20 protein-coding genes and 1 pseudogene are annotated in these 17,759 nt (G+C 65.2%); 7 read left to right on the top strand and 14 right to left on the bottom strand.

Going from position 1 to position 17,759, the window contains the following annotated elements; genetic code table 11:
* Window positions 1–608 precede the first annotated feature (608 nt).
* A complete protein-coding gene (locus QX070_RS20055; RefSeq protein WP_315738749.1) occupies window positions 609–1,304 on the bottom strand; it encodes a DUF429 domain-containing protein in 696 nt (231 codons plus the stop codon).
* A gap of 131 nt (window positions 1,305–1,435) precedes the next feature.
* Between QX070_RS20055 and QX070_RS20060 the strand changes: the two genes are divergently transcribed.
* Window positions 1,436–2,119 (top strand): hypothetical protein, encoded by a 684-nt coding sequence (locus QX070_RS20060; protein ID WP_315738751.1) that lies wholly within the window; start codon window positions 1,436–1,438, stop codon window positions 2,117–2,119.
* A 107-nt stretch (window positions 2,120–2,226) separates the two neighbouring features.
* Here QX070_RS20060 and QX070_RS20065 read toward each other — a convergent pair whose 3' ends face one another.
* Window positions 2,227–3,882 carry a fumarate hydratase gene (locus tag QX070_RS20065; protein WP_315738752.1) on the bottom strand — a complete coding sequence of 552 codons (1,656 nt, stop codon included), beginning with the start codon at window positions 3,880–3,882 and terminating at the stop codon, window positions 2,227–2,229.
* A 234-nt stretch (window positions 3,883–4,116) separates the two neighbouring features.
* Here QX070_RS20065 and QX070_RS20070 point away from each other — a divergent pair, with 234 nt between their 5' ends.
* The 4 genes from QX070_RS20070 (at window position 4,117) to QX070_RS20085 (ending at window position 6,233) form a co-directional block, all read left to right on the top strand.
* Window positions 4,117–4,794, top strand: coding sequence for an alpha/beta hydrolase (locus tag QX070_RS20070; RefSeq protein ID WP_315738753.1), 678 nt, complete (start codon window positions 4,117–4,119; stop codon window positions 4,792–4,794).
* A 160-nt stretch (window positions 4,795–4,954) separates the two neighbouring features.
* A complete protein-coding gene (locus tag QX070_RS20075; protein WP_315739121.1) occupies window positions 4,955–5,227 on the top strand; it encodes a Kazal-type serine protease inhibitor domain-containing protein in 273 nt (90 codons plus the stop codon).
* Between the two features lie 139 nt (window positions 5,228–5,366).
* A complete protein-coding gene (locus QX070_RS20080) occupies window positions 5,367–5,846 on the top strand; it encodes a hypothetical protein (RefSeq protein ID WP_315738754.1) in 480 nt (159 codons plus the stop codon).
* Window positions 5,847–6,008: 162 nt separating this feature from the next.
* On the top strand, window positions 6,009–6,233 hold the full coding sequence (locus tag QX070_RS20085; protein WP_315738755.1) for a hypothetical protein: 225 nt from the start codon (window positions 6,009–6,011) through the stop codon (window positions 6,231–6,233).
* A gap of 42 nt (window positions 6,234–6,275) precedes the next feature.
* Here the strand turns inward: QX070_RS20085 and QX070_RS20090 are convergent, their stop codons facing one another.
* From QX070_RS20090 to flgB, 12 genes and pseudogenes are all read right to left on the bottom strand, one after another.
* Window positions 6,276–6,716: an SRPBCC domain-containing protein gene (locus QX070_RS20090; protein WP_315738756.1), complete on the bottom strand. Its 441-nt coding sequence runs from the start codon at window positions 6,714–6,716 to the stop codon at window positions 6,276–6,278.
* The gene (locus QX070_RS20095) at window positions 6,716–7,042 is read right to left on the bottom strand and encodes a metalloregulator ArsR/SmtB family transcription factor (protein WP_315739123.1); all 327 of its coding nucleotides are present in this window, start codon (window positions 7,040–7,042) and stop codon (window positions 6,716–6,718) included. The genes QX070_RS20090 and QX070_RS20095 overlap by 1 nt, the downstream gene beginning before the upstream one ends.
* Before the next feature lie 59 nt (window positions 7,043–7,101).
* The gene (locus QX070_RS20100) at window positions 7,102–7,806 is read right to left on the bottom strand and encodes a glutathione S-transferase (protein ID WP_315738757.1); all 705 of its coding nucleotides are present in this window, start codon (window positions 7,804–7,806) and stop codon (window positions 7,102–7,104) included.
* Between the two features lie 60 nt (window positions 7,807–7,866).
* Window positions 7,867–7,969 (bottom strand): annotated as a pseudogene (locus QX070_RS20105) (lectin); the annotation flags it as partial.
* Window positions 7,970–8,025: 56 nt separating this feature from the next.
* Window positions 8,026–8,997: a Tim44 domain-containing protein gene (locus QX070_RS20110; protein ID WP_315739124.1), complete on the bottom strand. Its 972-nt coding sequence runs from the start codon at window positions 8,995–8,997 to the stop codon at window positions 8,026–8,028.
* A gap of 180 nt (window positions 8,998–9,177) precedes the next feature.
* Window positions 9,178–11,745, bottom strand: a complete 2,568-nt coding sequence (gene cckA / locus QX070_RS20115) for a cell cycle histidine kinase CckA (RefSeq protein WP_315738758.1) — start codon at window positions 11,743–11,745, stop codon at window positions 9,178–9,180.
* Between the two features lie 155 nt (window positions 11,746–11,900).
* Window positions 11,901–12,980 carry a flagellar biosynthesis protein FlhB gene (gene flhB, locus QX070_RS20120; protein WP_315738759.1) on the bottom strand — a complete coding sequence of 360 codons (1,080 nt, stop codon included), beginning with the start codon at window positions 12,978–12,980 and terminating at the stop codon, window positions 11,901–11,903.
* Between the two features lie 12 nt (window positions 12,981–12,992).
* Window positions 12,993–13,760, bottom strand: coding sequence for a flagellar biosynthetic protein FliR (gene fliR, locus QX070_RS20125; protein ID WP_315738760.1), 768 nt, complete (start codon window positions 13,758–13,760; stop codon window positions 12,993–12,995).
* Window positions 13,761–13,963: 203 nt separating this feature from the next.
* Window positions 13,964–14,227, bottom strand: coding sequence for a flagellar biosynthesis protein FliQ (gene fliQ, locus QX070_RS20130; protein ID WP_008965881.1), 264 nt, complete (start codon window positions 14,225–14,227; stop codon window positions 13,964–13,966).
* A gap of 107 nt (window positions 14,228–14,334) precedes the next feature.
* A complete protein-coding gene (gene fliE, locus QX070_RS20135; protein WP_315738761.1) occupies window positions 14,335–14,691 on the bottom strand; it encodes a flagellar hook-basal body complex protein FliE in 357 nt (118 codons plus the stop codon).
* A gap of 16 nt (window positions 14,692–14,707) precedes the next feature.
* Window positions 14,708–15,133 (bottom strand): flagellar basal body rod protein FlgC, encoded by a 426-nt coding sequence (flgC, locus tag QX070_RS20140; protein ID WP_315738762.1) that lies wholly within the window; start codon window positions 15,131–15,133, stop codon window positions 14,708–14,710.
* Window positions 15,134–15,162: 29 nt separating this feature from the next.
* Entirely contained in the window at window positions 15,163–15,570 is a 408-nt protein-coding gene (gene flgB / locus QX070_RS20145) for a flagellar basal body rod protein FlgB (protein ID WP_315738763.1), read from the bottom strand.
* A gap of 356 nt (window positions 15,571–15,926) precedes the next feature.
* On the opposite strand from flgB, the gene QX070_RS20150 reads away from it, so the two are divergent.
* Both QX070_RS20150 and fliP read left to right on the top strand, forming a co-directional pair.
* The gene (locus QX070_RS20150; RefSeq protein ID WP_315738764.1) at window positions 15,927–16,991 is read left to right on the top strand and encodes a flagellar biosynthetic protein FliO; all 1,065 of its coding nucleotides are present in this window, start codon (window positions 15,927–15,929) and stop codon (window positions 16,989–16,991) included.
* Window positions 16,988–17,740: a flagellar type III secretion system pore protein FliP gene (gene fliP / locus QX070_RS20155; RefSeq protein ID WP_315738765.1), complete on the top strand. Its 753-nt coding sequence runs from the start codon at window positions 16,988–16,990 to the stop codon at window positions 17,738–17,740. Before QX070_RS20150 ends, fliP begins: the two co-directional genes overlap by 4 nt.
* Window positions 17,741–17,759 lie beyond the last annotated feature (19 nt).

The following is a 17,759-nucleotide window of genomic DNA, read 5'->3' on the forward strand; positions in this document are numbered from 1 at the left end:
CGATTGCTACCGGCTGGAACGACATTTGCCGGAAGGGACTTTCACCCTCTCAAGAACCGCGCCTTTCCACGGCGCACCTTATACGCAGTCTCCCTGGTGCACCGGCTTGTTGGCCACCATGATCCGCGCGGCGCGTTAGCGCCGTCGCGAACGTAACACCGGCATCGGGGTGTCAGGACGCTGCGACTTCACGTCCGCGACACATCGTTCGTCCGCGCGCCCGAAGACACGCTGCGACATGATCGCGGCCACCGCTCCCCGCCCCGCGTGTCGTGACGATCGCGCGCTACGCCCCTCGGCTTGGGACGGGATGGCGGGAGGAAAACATGATTTCGAAAAAATAGCAAGAGATTTATTTTTATCAGAATCACCCGCAAGCCTTGGCCCGGTGCGCTGGGGTGGCGCTCGCGCCAATTGCCCGAGGATCGTCATGCCCCGCGAAGGCAGGACATCCAGTACCCCGAGACGGCGTTGGTCAGCCGAGGTGCCAGTGTATACTGGATCGCCCGCGGACGGTGACGGCGGTGTGAAGGACTGGCCCCGAATTCGCCCCCCTGCCCCTTCAGGCAGAGGTTAGCTCGTCTCGATGGCCCAAGGGCAACGCCACATCAAAACCAGACCTGCATCGCCACGCCATGTGCATCCCGCGGCGCCTCGCCCTCCGGCACGCAGCCGGCGCAGTCGCGGGCAGCGAGCGCTACGGCGCAGGCGTCGAGGAGGTCGTCGGGCTTGGCGCCGGTGCCGAGACGGGCGCGGGTGACCCAGTCGTCGATCTCGACGAAGCCAGCCGCAACTAACAGGTCGCGCCGCAGCTTAGCGCCCTGCTCCGTCTTCTTCGACGGCAGCGGCGCACCGTTGAGGCGCAGGAACACCAGCTCCGGATGGGCCTCGCGGATGTCGCAGTCGCGATGCGCGCGCACGAAGGCGTCGACCTCCATGATCTTGCGGCCGAGGTGCCAGAGCTGGCGCGACGCGCGTGTCTGGCCGCGCCGCGACGCCTCGATGTTCGCCTCGTCGGGATCGGTGTGGTCCTCCCACAGCCACCGCCGCGCGCCGGTGAAGACACGGGAGCGGTGCGGCGCGAGTTTGTCGCGCGCGAGCTTGTCACAGGCGCGCTCGCCGTCATCGGTCATGCCGATGGGGATGTCGATGGCGGCACGGGTGAAGGGGGCCGCGAGTGCGGTGGAGATGTCAGCAGGAAAGCTGATCGCGCACCCGGCACCGTCGATCGCGACCGCGACCCAACCATTGCGGAATCCATCAAGCCCTATGACGGGTTGGTTGCGTGTCACAGCCATCATCATCGACACTTCCCACGCAACACGCTATTGCTAGCATCCCCAATAGAGCGGATTATATTCTTGCCCAAATACATGCTGAGATAGTAGCATCGGCACACTTTCCGAACTTAAGACTTTGCTAGATGGTTCTTCACATGCAGCCGCTTTCGCGCGTGAAACCTAGCTGCGCCACTGAATGGGGCAGCAATTCAGTAATGCTCAAACGACCAAACGTTGGCATTAGAACAGCACAGTACATTGCGGAATGGTCGGAGATAGAGAGTCTTCTCGGACTATTTCTCGCAATGCTTCTTCACGCAAACCAAAAAGCGGTTCTCGCCATCTGGAGCGGATTAGAGAATCGATCGGCTCAGCTTCGAACAATAAGCTCGGCGGCACGAGCAACTTTAACGGAAGATCACTTCCATGTAGTAGAAGCGATCATGAAGATCGATATTCGCTCTTCCATGAAGTATAGGGACAAGCTAGCGCACTGGTCTTGGGGATATTCTGATCAGTTAGAAGATGCCCTCCTAATTAGAGAACCGGCTGACAAGCTCACCAACATGACGCATTTCGTGAACCTCCAGCAAAGTTCCCAAGTCCTCTCGCGAGACATCCCAATCAACTTCGATACAATCTATGTAATTACCCAGTCCGACCTAGACCGGGCACTGACCAAGCTGGATACGGTTCAACAGCGGTTACTCACGCTTCATGGTACAATTTGGGAACGAAACGACACCAAGGTACGAGCTGATCTTCTGAATCAGCTAAAAGAAATTCCCGAGATTCGTGCAGCCATAAACAACCAAGCGGCCAGTCACGGCAATCCTTAGCCGCCGTGCTGGACTAACTCGTTTAGTTGATCCGACTTCCTCTAGACTGTCAAAATAAGCGGCCGGGATTACTCCCGGCCGCTGCAACAAATATCGCGCACCTCACCTCAGCCGAGGTTGAGCTCCTTGAAGAAGTCGTTGCCCTTGTCGTCGATGATGATGAAGGCGGGGAAGTCGACGACCTCGATGCGCCAGATGGCTTCCATGCCCAGCTCGGGATATTCGACGACCTCGACCTTCTTGATGCAGTGCTCGGCGAGGTTCGCCGCCGCGCCGCCGATCGAGCCGAGATAGAAGCCGCCGTGCTTCTTGCAGGCCTCGCGCACCGCCGGCGCGCGGTTGCCCTTGGCGACCATCACCATCGAGCCGCCGGCCGCCTGGAACTGGTCAACGAAGGAATCCATGCGGCCCGCGGTGGTCGGGCCGAACGCGCCGGAGGCATAGCCGTCCGGAGTCTTGGCCGGACCGGCGTAATACACCGGATGGTTCTTGAAGTAGTCCGGCAGCGGCTCGCCACGGTCGAGGCGCTCGCGCAGCTTGGCATGGGCGGCATCGCGCGCCACGATCATGGTGCCGGTCAGGGACAACCGCGTCTTGATCGGGTTCTTCGACAGAGTGGCGAGGATGTCCTTCATCGGCTGGTTGAGGTCGATCTTGACGACCTCGCCGCCGAGCGCCTGCTCGACCTCCGGCAAATACTGCGCCGGATGATGCTCGAGCTCCTCGAGATAGACGCCGTCCTTGGTGATCTTGCCGAGCACCTGGCGGTCGGCCGAGCAGGACACGCCGAGACCGATCGGCAAGCTCGCGCCGTGACGCGGCATGCGGATGACGCGGACGTCATGGCAGAAATACTTGCCGCCGAACTGCGCGCCGACGCCGAGCGACTGCGTCATCTTGTGGATTTCCTGCTCCATCTCGAGATCGCGGAAGGCGTTGCCGTCCGGGGAGCCCTGCGTCGGCAGCGCGTCGAGATAACGGGCGGAGGCGAGCTTCACCGTCTTCATGCACAATTCAGCCGAGGTGCCGCCGATCACGATGGCGAGGTGATAGGGCGGGCATGCGGCGGTGCCGAGCGTCAGGATCTTCTCCTTCAGGAACGCCAGCAGCCGGTCCTTGGTCAGCACCGAGGGCGTCGCCTGGAACAGGAAGCTCTTGTTGGCCGAGCCGCCGCCCTTGGCCATGAACATGAACTTGTAGGCGTCCTCGCCCTCGGCGTAGATCTCGGTCTGCGCCGGCATGTTGTTGGCGGTGTTCTTCTCTTCATACATCGACAGCGGCGCGACCTGCGAGTAGCGCAGGTTCCGGCGCAAGTATGCGTCGCGCGCGCCTTGGCTCAGCGCCGCCTCGTCGTCACCATCGGTGATGACGTTGCAGCCCTTCTTGCCCATGATGATCGCGGTGCCAGTATCCTGGCACATCGGCAGCACGCCGCCGGCGGAGATGTTGGCATTCTTCAGGAAGTCGAGCGCGACGAACTTGTCGTTCGGGCTGGCCTCCGGATCCTCCAGGATGCTGCGCAGCTGCTTCAGATGGCCGGGGCGCAGGAAGTGGTTGATCTCGCCGAACGCGGCCTCGGACAGCGTCCGCAACGCGTCGCGCGACACCACCAGCATGTCGCGGCCCAAGACCTTCTCGACCCGCACGCCCTCGGCCGTGATCTTCTTGTAGGGCGTGGTGTCCGGCCCGAGCGGAAACAGCGGCGTGTGCTTGTAGGGCGGGACGGGCTTGGACTGGTCGGGGAAAGCGGTGGGCGCGTTCATGGAAGACTCGTGGGTTGAAGGGCCGGAAAACGCCTGTCCGAGGCACCCGGCGATAGAGCCGTTCTAAGCCCTTTTTGGGGAAAAGAAAGCTGCCGGACTGCGGATGGCGCCCATGCGGCTGGTCCGCAGCGGGGGGGGTCCAGCGAGCCCAGGCGGGGGGCTTGACAAGGCTGATAGCCTGCAAGGCGAGAGCTGATCGAGACACGCTTCGACATCACATCGCGGAGGATCACCATGGCGACTTTTGTCCTCATTCCCGGCGGCTGGCGCGGCGGCTGGTGGTATGCCCCGCTCGCGGCGCGTCTCTGCCAGGCCGGTCATGCAGCCCATGCGATCACCCTGAGCGGGCTCGAGGAGACGCCTGCCCCGGGCGCGCGCATCAACCTCGAGACGCATATCGCTGACGTGCTGGAGTTGTTGGCGGTCAAAGATCTCTCAGGTGTCATCCTCTGCGCGCACAGCTATGGCGGCATGGTGGCCTCGGGAGTCGCGGATCGCGCGCCGGAGCGGCTTGCCGCGCTGATCTACCTGGATGCGTTCGCGCCGGACGATGGTCAGGCCTGGTGGGACCTTGCCGGGGACGACTATCGACGGCTGGTGATCGCGCAGGCCGGACATGACGGGCTCACGGTGCTGCCGCGGGACGGTGTCGATCCCCGGTGCCGGCCGCATCCGCTCGGCACTTTCGTGCAGCGGCTTCGTCTGACGCGCCCTCATCCCGAGCTGCCGCGCGTCTTCGTCTACGCGACCGGATGGAGCGCGACACCGTTTACGGCGCAGTACGAGCGTCTGCGCAGTGATCCCGCCTGGACCGTGCGCACCGTCGCCTGCGCCCACGACGTGGTGAACTTGGCGCCTGATGAAACGTTCGAGGTGCTGATCGAGACAGCCCGGCAGATCGCCTCGGCGTGAAGCCGCCGCGGTTCGACGCCGTCACGAGCGAACGGCGAAATGAATTGAACCAGGACAGTACCCTGCTAAACCTAAAGCTGTTGATCCATCCATTTGCGCCTGAGGTATCATGAAAAAGGGTCTGTTCTTTGCAATCACTTTCGCCCTAAGCCTCGCGACCATGCTCCCCGGCAGCGCCGGTGCGGTCGGTCCAGGTTATTTGTGCGGCGGCCTTAACGGCAACACCTGCAATTTCGGCCTGTTCTGCGACCTCCCGGTCGACCATTGTGGCCAGGGGTTCGTCCTAAGGGGCGTTTGCCGGGTGAAGCCGCGGGCCTGCCCTCGCATCTACAGGCCGGTCTGCGGCTGCAATTACCAAACCTATAATAGCGACTGTCAACGCCTGGCCGCCGGCGTAGAGCTGATGCGTCAGGGCCGCTGCTTATTCCAATAGACCGATCGCGCCGCTTTCGCCGACATCTGACTGCGTCTCTCGACTCGTGTCACACGCGCGATGATCTTGTGCGGAGGCAGCGCATCGGCGCTTGCGTGATCTCCTCACGCCGGGTTCAATGGCGCGGGGGGAATTCGAAATGTGTTCGTATCATTGCTCGTTCGGCCGGGCGGTCCTGTTCGCCATCGTGTTTGCTCTGGGCGCGGCTCTGCTGCCGCAGCCCGCGCGCGCCGATCGCTGTGACGATCTCGCCAAGGAATTGAAGAACGGCATCGACGGCATCAAGATCGGTCAGACCGCGGCCGGCACCGTCTATCTCGCCCATCCCAAGGCGCGCGAGCTCACGCTCGGCTGCTCATCGAAGAATGTCAGCAATCAATTGTTCGGAAAAACCGACCGCAAGCCGCCGCCGGCCTTCATCGACCTGATGGCGAGCGCGGCGGCGATCGTGTTCACCTTGCCGAAGGACGACATGCAGCGCGGCGTCACACGCTGTTACCGCCGGCTCGGGATCTTCCGCGGCGACGACGTCGCCAGCCGCTACCGCCGGCTCGACATGCGCTGCGCCCGGACCAAGACCGAGTCCTCGATCACGATCAGCCGCAGCAAGGACCAATAGGCCGGGGTGACGCGATAGCCCTGTCGTTTCTGCGCCGGCGGCAGCGACCCGTTCACTATTCGCCGCGCCACCGACAGTTGCGGACAATTCGAGCGATCTGGTTGACGAAGTTTTCGTCAGGGATGGCCACGCTCATCGCAACACCAAGCGAGGAGCTGGACCATGTCCGTTTCGAGCGTTTCGTCGTCATCGCCGCCGCCCTCACCGCCGCCGGTCTCGACCGAGACGACCAAGCCGCAGACCCAAGACACGCAGACCCGGAATCAGACGCAGCAGAGCCAGGCCTTCAAGCCCGACAAGACCGGCGACGAAGCGGCCGCGGAGAAGCAAGCCTCCCGTCCGCCGCTGCCGCCCGGCCAGGGCACGCGCGTCGACATTCTCGCCTGACGATCCCACACCCTCAGGCCAACTTCGTATAGCGGCGGCGCCTCAGGCATCCGCCGCTATACGTGTGATGGCATCGCCGATCCGATTCCACCCCTGTCCCATGATGTCGAACTGAAACTTGTTGCCCGGGAAGACGAAGCCGTCATGGACCATCCGCAGATGCGTGCCGCCCTCGACCGGCGTCAACGTCCAGGTCACGACGCTGTCGAGCCGTAAGCCGTAGGCCGGGTTGGAGTCCGAACCGCCCTTCCAGGAATAGCTGAGCAGATGCGGCGGCTCACAGGCGAGCACCTCGCAGTGAACGACGCCATCCCAGTCGCCCACCGGCTTGGTGCGGAAGGTGAAGCGATGCCCGGTGGCCGCGACGAAGTCGTTCGGCATCAACCATTTCGCGATCAGGTCGCTCGTGGTCAGCGTGCGCCAGATCTTGTCGGGCGAATGGGGCAGATGCTTCTCCACCACGATCGCATGCGTCTCACCCATCACTCGGTCTCCTTCAACAGTGCCTCGAGGCCGGCGATGCGCTCATGCCAGAATGTGCGGTAATGACCGAGCCAGTCGACCAGCGGCGCCAGCCCCTTTGGCGCGACGCTATAATAGTTGTGGCGGCCGTCACGCCGTTCGCTGACCAGCCCGGCGTCGCGCAGCGCCTTGAGATGCTGTGAGATCGCCGGCTGCGACACGCGCGAACCCTGCACCAGGCCGGTGGCCGCCACCTCTCCCTCGCGCGCGATGCGCTCGAACACGGCCCGCCGCGTCGGGTCGGCAAGCGTCTTCATGACGGATGTCAGCTGGGCTTCGACGATCATGCCAGATGCATAAGCCAATGCTTATACATCGTCAAGCGCGGCGCCGCAGGGCTTCGCCTTCACGCATCCAGCGCCTTGTAGTGGCGGAAGATGCCGTCCTCGTTGAAGGCGATGCGGCGCTCGCTGGCGAGATAGGCTGAGATGTTCGGTCTGCTGGCGACGCGGTCATGCAGCGCGACGAGGCTCGGGATGTTGCGCTCGAACGCCATCATGCGCTTCGGGAACGCGTAGCGCAGGCCGGCGACGATCTGGAACAGCGACAGGTCGACATAAGTGAGCCTGCGCCCGGTGATGTAGGCGCCACCGCTTTTCGACAGGAGCTGCTCGAAATAGCCGAGGAATTTCGGCACCCGCTCGCCCCAGAATTCGGCGGTGCGCTTCCTGGCCGGCGCACGCTGGTCCTCGTAGTACAGCGTCGGCCCCAGCGGATGATGCGTGTCGTGGATCTCGACGACGAAGTCGGTCACGGTGAGCTGCAATTGATGCACCCAGAGCTGGCCGGCTTCGGCCTTGGGCGCAAGGCCATGGCGGCTGCCGAGAAACAGCAGGATGTTGGCGGTCTGGCCGATGACGCGGCGGCCCGCTCTCAGGAACGGTGGCGCGAAGGGCGGCGTGTCGCTGTCCGCCTCCATCATCGCCGTCATCGCACCGATGCCGTCCTCGCGCGCGACGTCGCGATAGGCGGCGCCCGCCTCCTCCAGCGCGAGACGCACATATTCGCCGCGGCCCTGGATCATGGGCCAGTAGTAGAGCTCGTAACGCATGGGCCATCCTCGCAGTGATGCGCCCACACGTTCGGCTCGGACGACGCAACGGACGCGGTGTTAGTTCGCCGCGAAGCAGTATAGCAGCCCGTCACCGCCCGTGCTCTTCAGATCGGCCTGGGAACAGCCGCCATCGAGCCCGCGAGAGATGGGAATTGTTCCACAAGCAAAGGCGCCGCGGATTGCTCCGCGGCGCCCGATGAGGGTCTCAAGTCAGGCTCAGCTGACCTGCTGGATTCCCGACAGCTGCCAATCGGCGCCGGCGTGGCGCAGGAAGGTCCAGATCTCGGTGACCTCCTGCGGCTGGTCGGAGCCGTCGACCACCCGGCCCGAGGCGCGCTCGATGGTCTTGTCGGCCAAGGTGAAGCGCATCGCGACCGTGGCGTAGTCCGCGCCATTCTCGCGCCAGGCTTCGGCGAGGTCACCCTGCAGCAGCTTCACGGCGCTGACCTTGTTGACCACGCCGCGGGCCTGGTTCTGCTCGAGATCGCGCTCGAAATACGAGGCCATCTCCGGCGTCGACAGCAGCCGCAGGCGGCCGACATCCTCGTTCGACCAGGCGGACTGGATCTCGCCGAGCAGCCGCTCGAACGCCTCGTAGTCGGCCGGCAGGATCTGCAGCGGCGGCGTGTTGCTGCCACCGCCGAAGCCACCGAAACCACCAAGGCCGCTCAGGCCCGAGCGGAGGCTCGGCTGGCCGTCGGTGGGCGACGGCGCCGGGCCGGCGGCATAGGCTGGCTGGTTGCGGCGCTGCCACCAGGCCATCGCCATGCGCACCAGGAACACCACCAGCAGGACCTGGAGGATCAGGCCGATGATCGAGGCGAAGCCGCCGAGGCCGGAGAAGAGCCCGCCGCCGAACAGCATGCCGAACAGGCCGGCCCCCAGGAAGCCGGCAGCGAGGCCGCCGAGCAGGCCACCCGCGCGGCCGCCGAACAGCCCGCCACGCGCGGGCGCGGCCGTGTTGAAGCCGCCGGGCTGGCCCGGCTGGGTGATGGTGCGGTTGAACTGGGACGCCGATCCGGGCGCCGTGGAGGTCGAAGGCGGCGCGGAGAAGGTGCGCGTGCCGCGGGAGCCCGAGCTGGAGCCGCCGCCGATCCGGGCGTCGGCCGCCGAGACGGCGAGCACCGTCGGCAGCGCCAGTGAAAGGGCCACGGCCATCGCCTTGAGGAGGCCGCTTTTGCGCTGCATGAAGCTCATCTGTGTTTCCCATAACTCCCCGGAATGGGGATGCCTGTAAGATGGGCACAACCGGCGAAAAGGGAAGGCGGCACGAGGCCGCGCGGCTGCGGCGCTGGGTCGCGGGATGAAGGCGCTCGGCCGCCTTGCCAAGGAACTTCCCCAAGGAACTTCCTAAGGAACTCCGGTAACCTATTGCGGCGCCATGGTTTCCTTGACCGCCGCCACGAGCTGGCTGAGCGTGAAGGGCTTTGGCAGGAACGCGAACTGCTGGTTCTCCGGCAGGCTCTTCTCGAACGCATCCTCGGCATAGCCCGAGACGAAGATGATCTTGATCTCCGGATTGCGCTCGCGCATCGCTTTAAGCAGCGTCGGCCCGTCCATCTCCGGCATCACCACGTCGGACACCACGAGATCGAGCACGCCATCGCACTCCTCCAGCGCCTCCATCGCCTCGACGCCATTCGACGCCTCGATGACGCTGTAGCCGCGCGAGCGCAGGCCGCGCGCGTTCAGCGCCCGCAGGCCCTCCTCGTCCTCGACCAGCAGGATGGTGCCCTGCCCGGTCAGGTCGGCGCGCGGCTTCGACGCTTCCGCTGCGGCCGGCTCCTTGGCGGCGCCGTTGACCGCGTGCGGCTCGGTCTGGACCTCCGGAACGACGATGTGCCGCGGCAGGAAGATCTGGAACGAGGTCCCCTTGCCGACCTCGCTGTCGACATAGATGAAGCCGCCGGTCTGCTTGATGATGCCGTAAACGGTCGACAGCCCGAGGCCGGTGCCCTTGCCGACCTCCTTGGTCGAGAAGAACGGCTCGAAGATCTTTTCGCGGATCTCGGCCGGAATGCCGGTGCCGGTGTCGCTGATCTCGATGCGGACGTAGTCGGCGACCGGCATGCCCTTGTAGGCGGCCTGCGCGACCTCGTCGGCCGAGACGTTGGCGGTGCGCACCGAGAGCTTGCCGCCGTCGGGCATCGCATCGCGGGCATTGACCGCGAGATTGACGACCACCTGCTCGAACTGCGAGACGTCGACCTTGACCGGCCACAGGTCGCGGCCATGCACGAGGTCGAGCTTGACCTTCTCGCCGATCAGCCGGCGCAGCAGCATCGTCAGGTCGGACAGCGCGTCGCCGAGATCGAGCACCTGCGGCCGCAGGGTCTGGCGGCGCGAGAACGCCAGCAGCTGCCGCACCAGGGTGGCAGCGCGGGTCGCGTTCTGCTTGATCTGCATGATGTCCTGGAACGACGGGTCGGTCGGCTTGTGCGCGTTCAGCAGGAAATCGTTGGCCATCATGATGGCCGAGAGCACGTTGTTGAAGTCGTGGGCGATGCCGCCGGCGAGCTGGCCGACCATCTCCATCTTCTGCGACTGGTTGATCTGGTTCTCCAGCGCGCGGCGCTCGGTGGTCTCGAGCAGATAGACGATCGCGGCCTCGGTCTCGCGCTCGTCCTCGTCGACCGCGGTGACGAAGAACTGGCCGAAGCGCTCCTTCGCGCCCTCCAGCATCACCTCGACCGGCGGAATGTCCGCCTGCCCTTCCGAGGCCTGGTTGATCGCGGCGATCAGGAGATGCCGGTCGCGCTGGCTGACGGTGCGGAAGATCGATTTCGCCGCGGCCACATCGCCGCTGACGCTCTGCGCGAGCTTGGCATAGCGCGCATTGGCCCTTACGACGGCGCCGCCGCGGTCGACGGTCGCGATCGCCATCGGCGTGTGGTCGAAGAAGCGCATGAAGCGCACCTCGGCGGCGCGCTCCGGATCGGAGCGCTCGTCGCGGGCGCGGCTGATGACCAGGGTGCGCGACGACCCGGGCTTGCCGTCGGCGCCGAAGGCGAGCTTGTGATAGAGCCGCGCCGGCATGGTCTTGCCGCCGCGCATCTTCAGGTCGATGTCGAACACCTCGGTGCGGACCTCGCCGGGCACCGCCACGATCGAACTCAGCAAGGACGCGCCGTCGCCGGAGACGACGTCGGCGAGCTTCAGCCCGCCCGAGCCGATCTCGGCGAGATCGTAGTCGAGCCAGTTGGCGAGCGTGGCATTGACGTAGACGAGGCTGCCTTCCGGATTGACCGAGAAGAAGCCGCACGGCGCGTGGTCGAGATATTCGATCGCATGCTGCAGCTCCTGGAACACGTCCTCCTGGCGCTCGCGATCCCTGGTGATGTCGGCGATCGACCACACTGCGTAGCGGGCATGGCGTTTGGTCTGGCCGAGCGGGCGCACGCGCATCCGCAGCCAGCGCCCCTGCGCGCCTTCAGCCGCAGTGATGCGCACCTCCTCCTGCTGCCGCTTGCCCTCGCGCGCCGCCTTGAGCAGGCGGAACACCGCTTCGGAGACATCGGGATTGCCGATGAAGACACGCTCGACGGGACGCGCCTCCTGCGCGGTCGCCGCTCCCGTCATGTTGAGATAGGCGGCGTTGGCGTAGACGACATGGCCGCGCGGATCGGTCACCGCGAGGCCATCGAAGGCGTGATCGGCGATCGCGCCCAACACCGGATCGTCGGTCGACTTGTCGGCGAAGCGGACGATGCCGGCGGCGAACGCGAACAGATTGAACAGGCCGACGGTGGCGAGCAGCGACAGCAGCCCGAGAATGTAGGGCTGCGCCTGGGCGCGGCCGATCGTCATCAACGCGATCGCGACCGCGACGAGACCGAACGCCACCAGCAGGATCAGCAGAATGCTGCCGCTGCGGCGCGGCCGCTCCGGCAGGCCCACCTGATCCTGTAACCCATCGTTGTCGGAATCGGCGCTCATGGCTCGGGGACGCGACCTGTCGGCTGGGAGCCCCAGCCCGTTCGCGCGGCTCCCCCTTCCACCTGCCTGAATCGACGGGTCAAGCGCAAGCCCGTCAAGCCGATATTCCATGATTTATCCGTATTTTGCGGTCCGTCCGTGGACCGAATCGGTTGTCATCGCGGGCGCCCCGAGAGGTTGCGCCGCAGCCCCATCACGTAGCCGATGATCTCAGCGACGGCGTGATAATGTTCCACCGGGATCTCCTCGTCGATCTCGACCGTGGCGTAGAGCGCGCGCGCCAGCGGCACGTTCTCGACGATCGGGATGTCGTGCGCCTTGGCGACCTCCCGGATCTTGAAGGCGATGTTGTCGACGCCCTTGGCGACGCAGACCGGGGCCGACATGCCGCGCTCGTAGGACAGCGCGACCGAGTAGTGGGTCGGGTTGGTGATGATCACGGAGGCCTTTGGAACCGCAGCCATCATGCGCTTCTTCATGCGCTGCTGCCGGATCTGCCGGATGCGTCCCTTGACGTGCGGGTCGCCTTCCGACTGCTTGAACTCCTCCTTCATCTCCTGCACCGACATCTTCTGCCGCTCGTACCATTGCCGATACTGGAACAGGTAGTCGCCGATCGCGACCAGGGCGAGGAGCGCGACCACCGAGCCCATCAGATGCGTGGTCAGCGACATCGTGACGCCGAGCAGCTCGCTGACGTCCATGTGCAGCAGCGATTCGAGGCGCAGCCGCTCCGGCCACAGGATCATGACCATGACCGTGCCGAGCAGCACGAGCTTGAAGAGACCCTTGGCGAAGTTGGCCGCGGCCTGCTTGCCGAACAGGCGCTTGGCGCCGGCCAAGGGCGAGATCTTGCTCAGGCTCGGCTTCATCGGCTCGCCCGACCAGACGAGGCGATGCTGCATCATGTTGCCGGCGATCGCCGCCAGCATCACCATCAGGATCGGCACGCCGATCGCCGCGATCACGGCGAACGACAGGCTGCGCGCCAGCGCCAGCAGGCCGGCGCCGTCGGTGTGGATCATCCAGGAATTGGCGATCAGGTTGCGCATCGGCACCAGCACCGCGGTGCCGATCGAGCCCGAGAAGGTCGACATCACCAAGGTCGCGGAGGCGATCACGAACCAGGTGTTGAGCTCCTGACTCTTGACGACGTCGCCGCGCTCAAGCGCCTGGTCCAGCCGCTTTTGCGTCGGGTCTTCTGTTTTGTCTTCGGAATCGGCCTCATCGGACATCGATCGGCCCCCTCACCGCGGCATCATCTCGTGCATGACGCCTTCGAAATAGCCGAGAAACGTTCCCATCATCGCGGTCAGGACCAGCGCGAAGATCAGGAAGCCGATCAGGATCGAGAGCGGCGCACCGACGAAATAGACCTGCATCTGCGGCATCAGCCGCGCCAGCACGCCGAGCCCGATGTTGAAGACCAGCCCGAACACCAGGAACGGCGCCGACAATTGCAGGCCGATCTTGAACGCCGTGGCAAAGGCCTTGGTCGCCAGCGAGGCGACGTCGCCGCTCGGGATCAATTCGCCCGGCGCGAAGATCTTGTAGCTGTCGCTGAGCGCCGCGATCACCAGGTGATGGCTGTCGGTCGAGAACAGCAGGGTCACGCCGAGCATGGTGAGGAAGTTGCCGATCAGGACGCCCTGCTGGCCCTGCGTCGGATCGACCGCGGTGACGAAACCGAGCCCCATCTGCTGCGCGATCACGGAGCCCGCGACCTGCAGCGCCGACAGCGTCACCCGCGCCGTCGCGCCGAGCACGATGCCGATCACGATCTCGTGCACCATCATCACCAAGAGCGGCGACAACGCCTGCAGGTCGACCTGATAGGCCTGACGGTGCAGCGGCAGCACGATCATCGTGAGCAGCAGCGCGGTCGCGAGCTTGATGCGGACGGGGATGTTGACCTCGCCGAGGCCCGGCAGCAGCATCACCATCGCGCCGACGCGCGCGAAGGCCAGCATGAACACGGCGGCCAGCGCCGGAAGGAAGGAAATATCGATGCGCATCGTCCGCCGTCACGGCCCTTTCGACCGCATGCTGGTGCGGCACGACGGTCTTTGAAGAGACAGCCTGCGACGAGACAGCTTGCGAAGAGTTGGCCCGAAAGGCCGCCAGCTCACGGCCGAAAGCAGCAGCGCCCCCCGCACTGCTCCTCGCGACCGCTCGCAGCGCCCTCACGCAGGCTAGCCCTGCTGCCCCGGACATTGCCTCATCCGCCGATGATTCGCGACGAGATCCGCATCATGTGCGAATGCAGGGCATCGGCCATGAACGGCAGCGCCAGCAGCAGCGTCACGAAGATCGCAATGATCTTCGGCACGAACACCAGAGTCTGCTCCTGGATCTGCGTCAGCGCCTGAAACAGGGAGACGACCACGCCGACGACGAGGCCGACCACCATCAGCGGCGAGGAGACCAGCACGATGGTCCAGATCGCATCGCGCGCCACATCGAGCGTTTCAGCTCCTGTCATGTCCTGTCGTTCCTCACTGTCGATCGGTTCCGGTCCGGCACCCGCCTCATCGCGCATCGCGCGCAGTCGCGGCAGACGGCAAATCCCTGATGCGTTACGAGTTGCGCCTAGATCGTCATCTTCATCACGTCTTCATAGGCCTGGATCACGCGGTCGCGCACCGACACCAGCGTCGACACCGCGACATCGGTTTCGGCGACCGCCGTGACGACATCCATGACGTTCGCCTTGCCCGCGGCCATCGCGACCGCCTGACTGTCCGACTTGCGTCCGGCCTCCATCACGCTGCCGATCGCATCCTTCAGCACCGCGCTGAACGACGGACCACCCTTGTCGGCGCCGTTGCCGCTGCCTAGCACGTCGCGCACGCGCCCGAGGCTGCCGAAGGCACCGCTCGAGCCGCCGGCGTCGAGCACGCGGGCGGAATTCGCATAGGCATTAGCTGCGGAGATTGGGGAGGCCATGACTTTCGTTCCTGTCCTAGGTCTTCAGAATGTCGAGTGTGCGTTGGATCATGCGGCGCGTGGCGCCGATGATGTTCAAATTCGCCTCGTAGGACCGCTGTGCATCGCGCATGTCGGTCATCTCGATGAGCGGATTGACGTTGGGGTACTTGACATTGCCGGACGCGTCCGCGGCCGGGTTACTGGGGTCGTATTTGACGCGGAACGACGATTGATCAGGCACCACCTTGCCGAGTGCCACCACCTTGGCGTCAAGCGCACGGTCGAGCGCCGAGGTGAATGTCGGGACCTTGCGGCGATACGGATCGCCACCCGATTTGGCGGCGGTCGAATCGGCATTGGCGATGTTCTCGGAAATGACGCGCATACGCCCCGCCTGCGCACGCAGGCCGGAGGTCGCAATGCTCATCGAGCGCAGGAAATCGCTGGAGTCGTTTGCCATGCTTGTCGGTCTCCGTCCTCAACTCCGGCTCAGGCCTTGCCGATCGCCGTCTTCAACAGATGCAGGCTCTTGCCGTACAACGAGGTTGCCGCGGCATAGTCCATCTGGTTGGCGGAGACCTTCAGCATCTCCTCTTCGAGGCTCACCGCGTTGCCGGCGGGCCTCGTCTGAAATCCGGCCTTGCGGTTCTGGTCGAAGCTCGCGCTCTCGCCCGACGACGGTGCGATGTGCGCGGTGCTGGTCCGGGTCAGCGACAGCGGCGCAAAGCCGCCGACCGCCTGGCCGGTTGAATCGAACCTCGGCTCAACCAGATCCTTCGGCTTGAAGTTGGGCGTATCCGAATTGGACACGTTCTCCGACAGCACGCGCTGGCGCTCCTGGTGCCATTGCATCTTGGTCCGCAACGCCGACAACACGGGGAGATCGTTGATGGACATGGCGCTGCTCGGTTATGTCCGGCTACCGGACGGTTTGGGTAGGTAGAAATTGCCGTGCATATGGTTAACAAGGAGTTAAGAAACGGTGCGATGCCCAACGGGACATTCCCGGGGTTTTGACGATTTCTTAGGAAAGTGCCGGGGTCCCAGCCGACCGATGCATCATTACGGGACGGCGCGGCTCGCCAAGAAGTCGTTTTGGCCCGGCCGATTCATGGGTTATTAAGAGGCCGAGCGGCAGTTCCTGCCGTCATGCGTTAACAGGTTGGTTCCGGTTCTGAAGCTCCGTTCGCTGCCGGCGATGCGTTGGACAGACGAGAGACTTCGAAAGGACGCGGTATTTGCCGGGGACAGAGATGCAGGCACTGACGTTCTTTTTTGCATTCGTGGCGGTGCTGGCTCTGATCGGCCTCGCCGCGTGGCTGGTCCGTCGATTCGCGGGCAATCGTCTCGGCACCAACCCGAATCGCGGCCGCATGCCCCGGCTTGCCGTAATCGATGCCGCCGCCGTCGATGGCCGCCGCCGTCTCGTGCTCGTGCGCCGTGACAACATAGAGCATCTTTTGATGATCGGCGGGCCGACCGACATCGTGGTCGAATCCAACATCGTGCGCGCCATGCCGGCGCGCGAGCAATTGCCGCAGCGGCCGGGCATCAATGAAGAGCGGCCGGCGGCGCGCATCGCGCCGCTGCCGGATGCGCCGTCCTGGGCCGACAACGAGCCGAAGACCGAGGCCGCCGAGCATGCCGAGCCGCAGATGCCGGAGCCGCCGCAGCGCCCGATGCGGCCGTCGTTCATCGATGAGGTTCGCCGCACGGGGCCGGCTGCTGCTGAGCGGCGTGAGCCGGCACCGGCATTCCCGCCGGAATCACCGCTCCCTCCGCGCCGTCCCGATCCCCGCCAGGACCTCCGGGCAGACGTCCGTGGAGAGACGCGCGGCGGCGACGAAGCCCGCCTGGAGCCGCGCCCCGAGCGGGCGCCCCGCGGTGAACCGGTGATGCCGCGCCCGCTGCGCCCCGCCGAGCCGCAACGGCCGGCAGAGGCGCCGCGCCCCTCCGAGGGGCCCCGGCTGCCGCCGGTGCGGAGCGCTGAACGCGCAGCCGAGCGCGTCGAACGCGTGGCGGCGCCGCCGCTGCCGCCGATTGCGCAGATGCCACCGCCACCGCCCCCGCCGCCGGTTGCGCCGCCGCCCGCAGCGGCCGATCAGAGCGCCGAAGCCAATCTGGCCGAGATGGCGCAACGGCTCGAGGCCGCGCTGCGGCGTCCATCGGCCGATCCGTCGGCTGCTCCAGCCTCGGGTCCCCGGGCGGCCGCACGCAGCGAGCCGGCTCCGGCGCAAGCCGCGCCGGTCAAGACCAGCTTCGAGAATCTGGAGGACGAGATGGCCTCGCTGCTCGGACGTCCGAAGTCGTCTCAGTGAGATCGCTGCTTCCCCCGCGTAGAGTTGTCTTCATCGCTGTTCTGACTGCCGCCGGTTTACTGGCGGGACGTGCTGCTGCGCAGGACATCAGCATCAATCTCGGCGCTGGCGGTGGCGGCGTCACCGAACGCGCGGTCCAACTGATCGCGCTGCTCACGGTGCTGTCGATCGCGCCGTCGATCCTGATCATGATGACGTCGTTCACGCGCATCGTGGTCGTGCTGTCGCTGCTACGCACGGCGATGGGCACTGCGACCGCCCCGCCCAACTCGGTCATCATCGCGCTCGCGATGTTCCTGACCGCGTTCGTGATGGGGCCGGTGTTGCAGAAATCCTATGAGGACGGCATCCGGCCGCTGGTCGAGAACCAGATCGGCGTCGAGGACGCGCTGCAGCGCGCCTCGGTGCCGCTGCGCGGCTTCATGCAGAAGAACGTGCGTGAGAAGGACCTGAAGCTGTTCATGGACCTCTCCGGCGAGCCGCCGCCGGCGACGCCCGACGACCTGTCGCTGCGCATCCTGGTGCCGGCCTTCATGATCTCCGAGCTCAAGCGCGCCTTCGAGATCGGTTTCCTGCTGTTCCTGCCCTTCCTGATCATCGACCTCGTGGTCGCCTCGGTCTTGATGTCGATGGGCATGATGATGCTGCCGCCGGTCGTGGTGTCGCTGCCGTTCAAGCTGATCTTCTTCGTGCTGGTCGACGGCTGGTCGCTAGTCGCCGGCAGCCTGGTGCAGAGCTACGGCGGGTAGGTTTCACCTGTCATGATGA

Origin of the sequence: Bradyrhizobium sp. SZCCHNR1093, assembly GCF_032381175.1 — a bacterium.
Classification (GTDB): domain Bacteria; phylum Pseudomonadota; class Alphaproteobacteria; order Rhizobiales; family Xanthobacteraceae; genus Bradyrhizobium.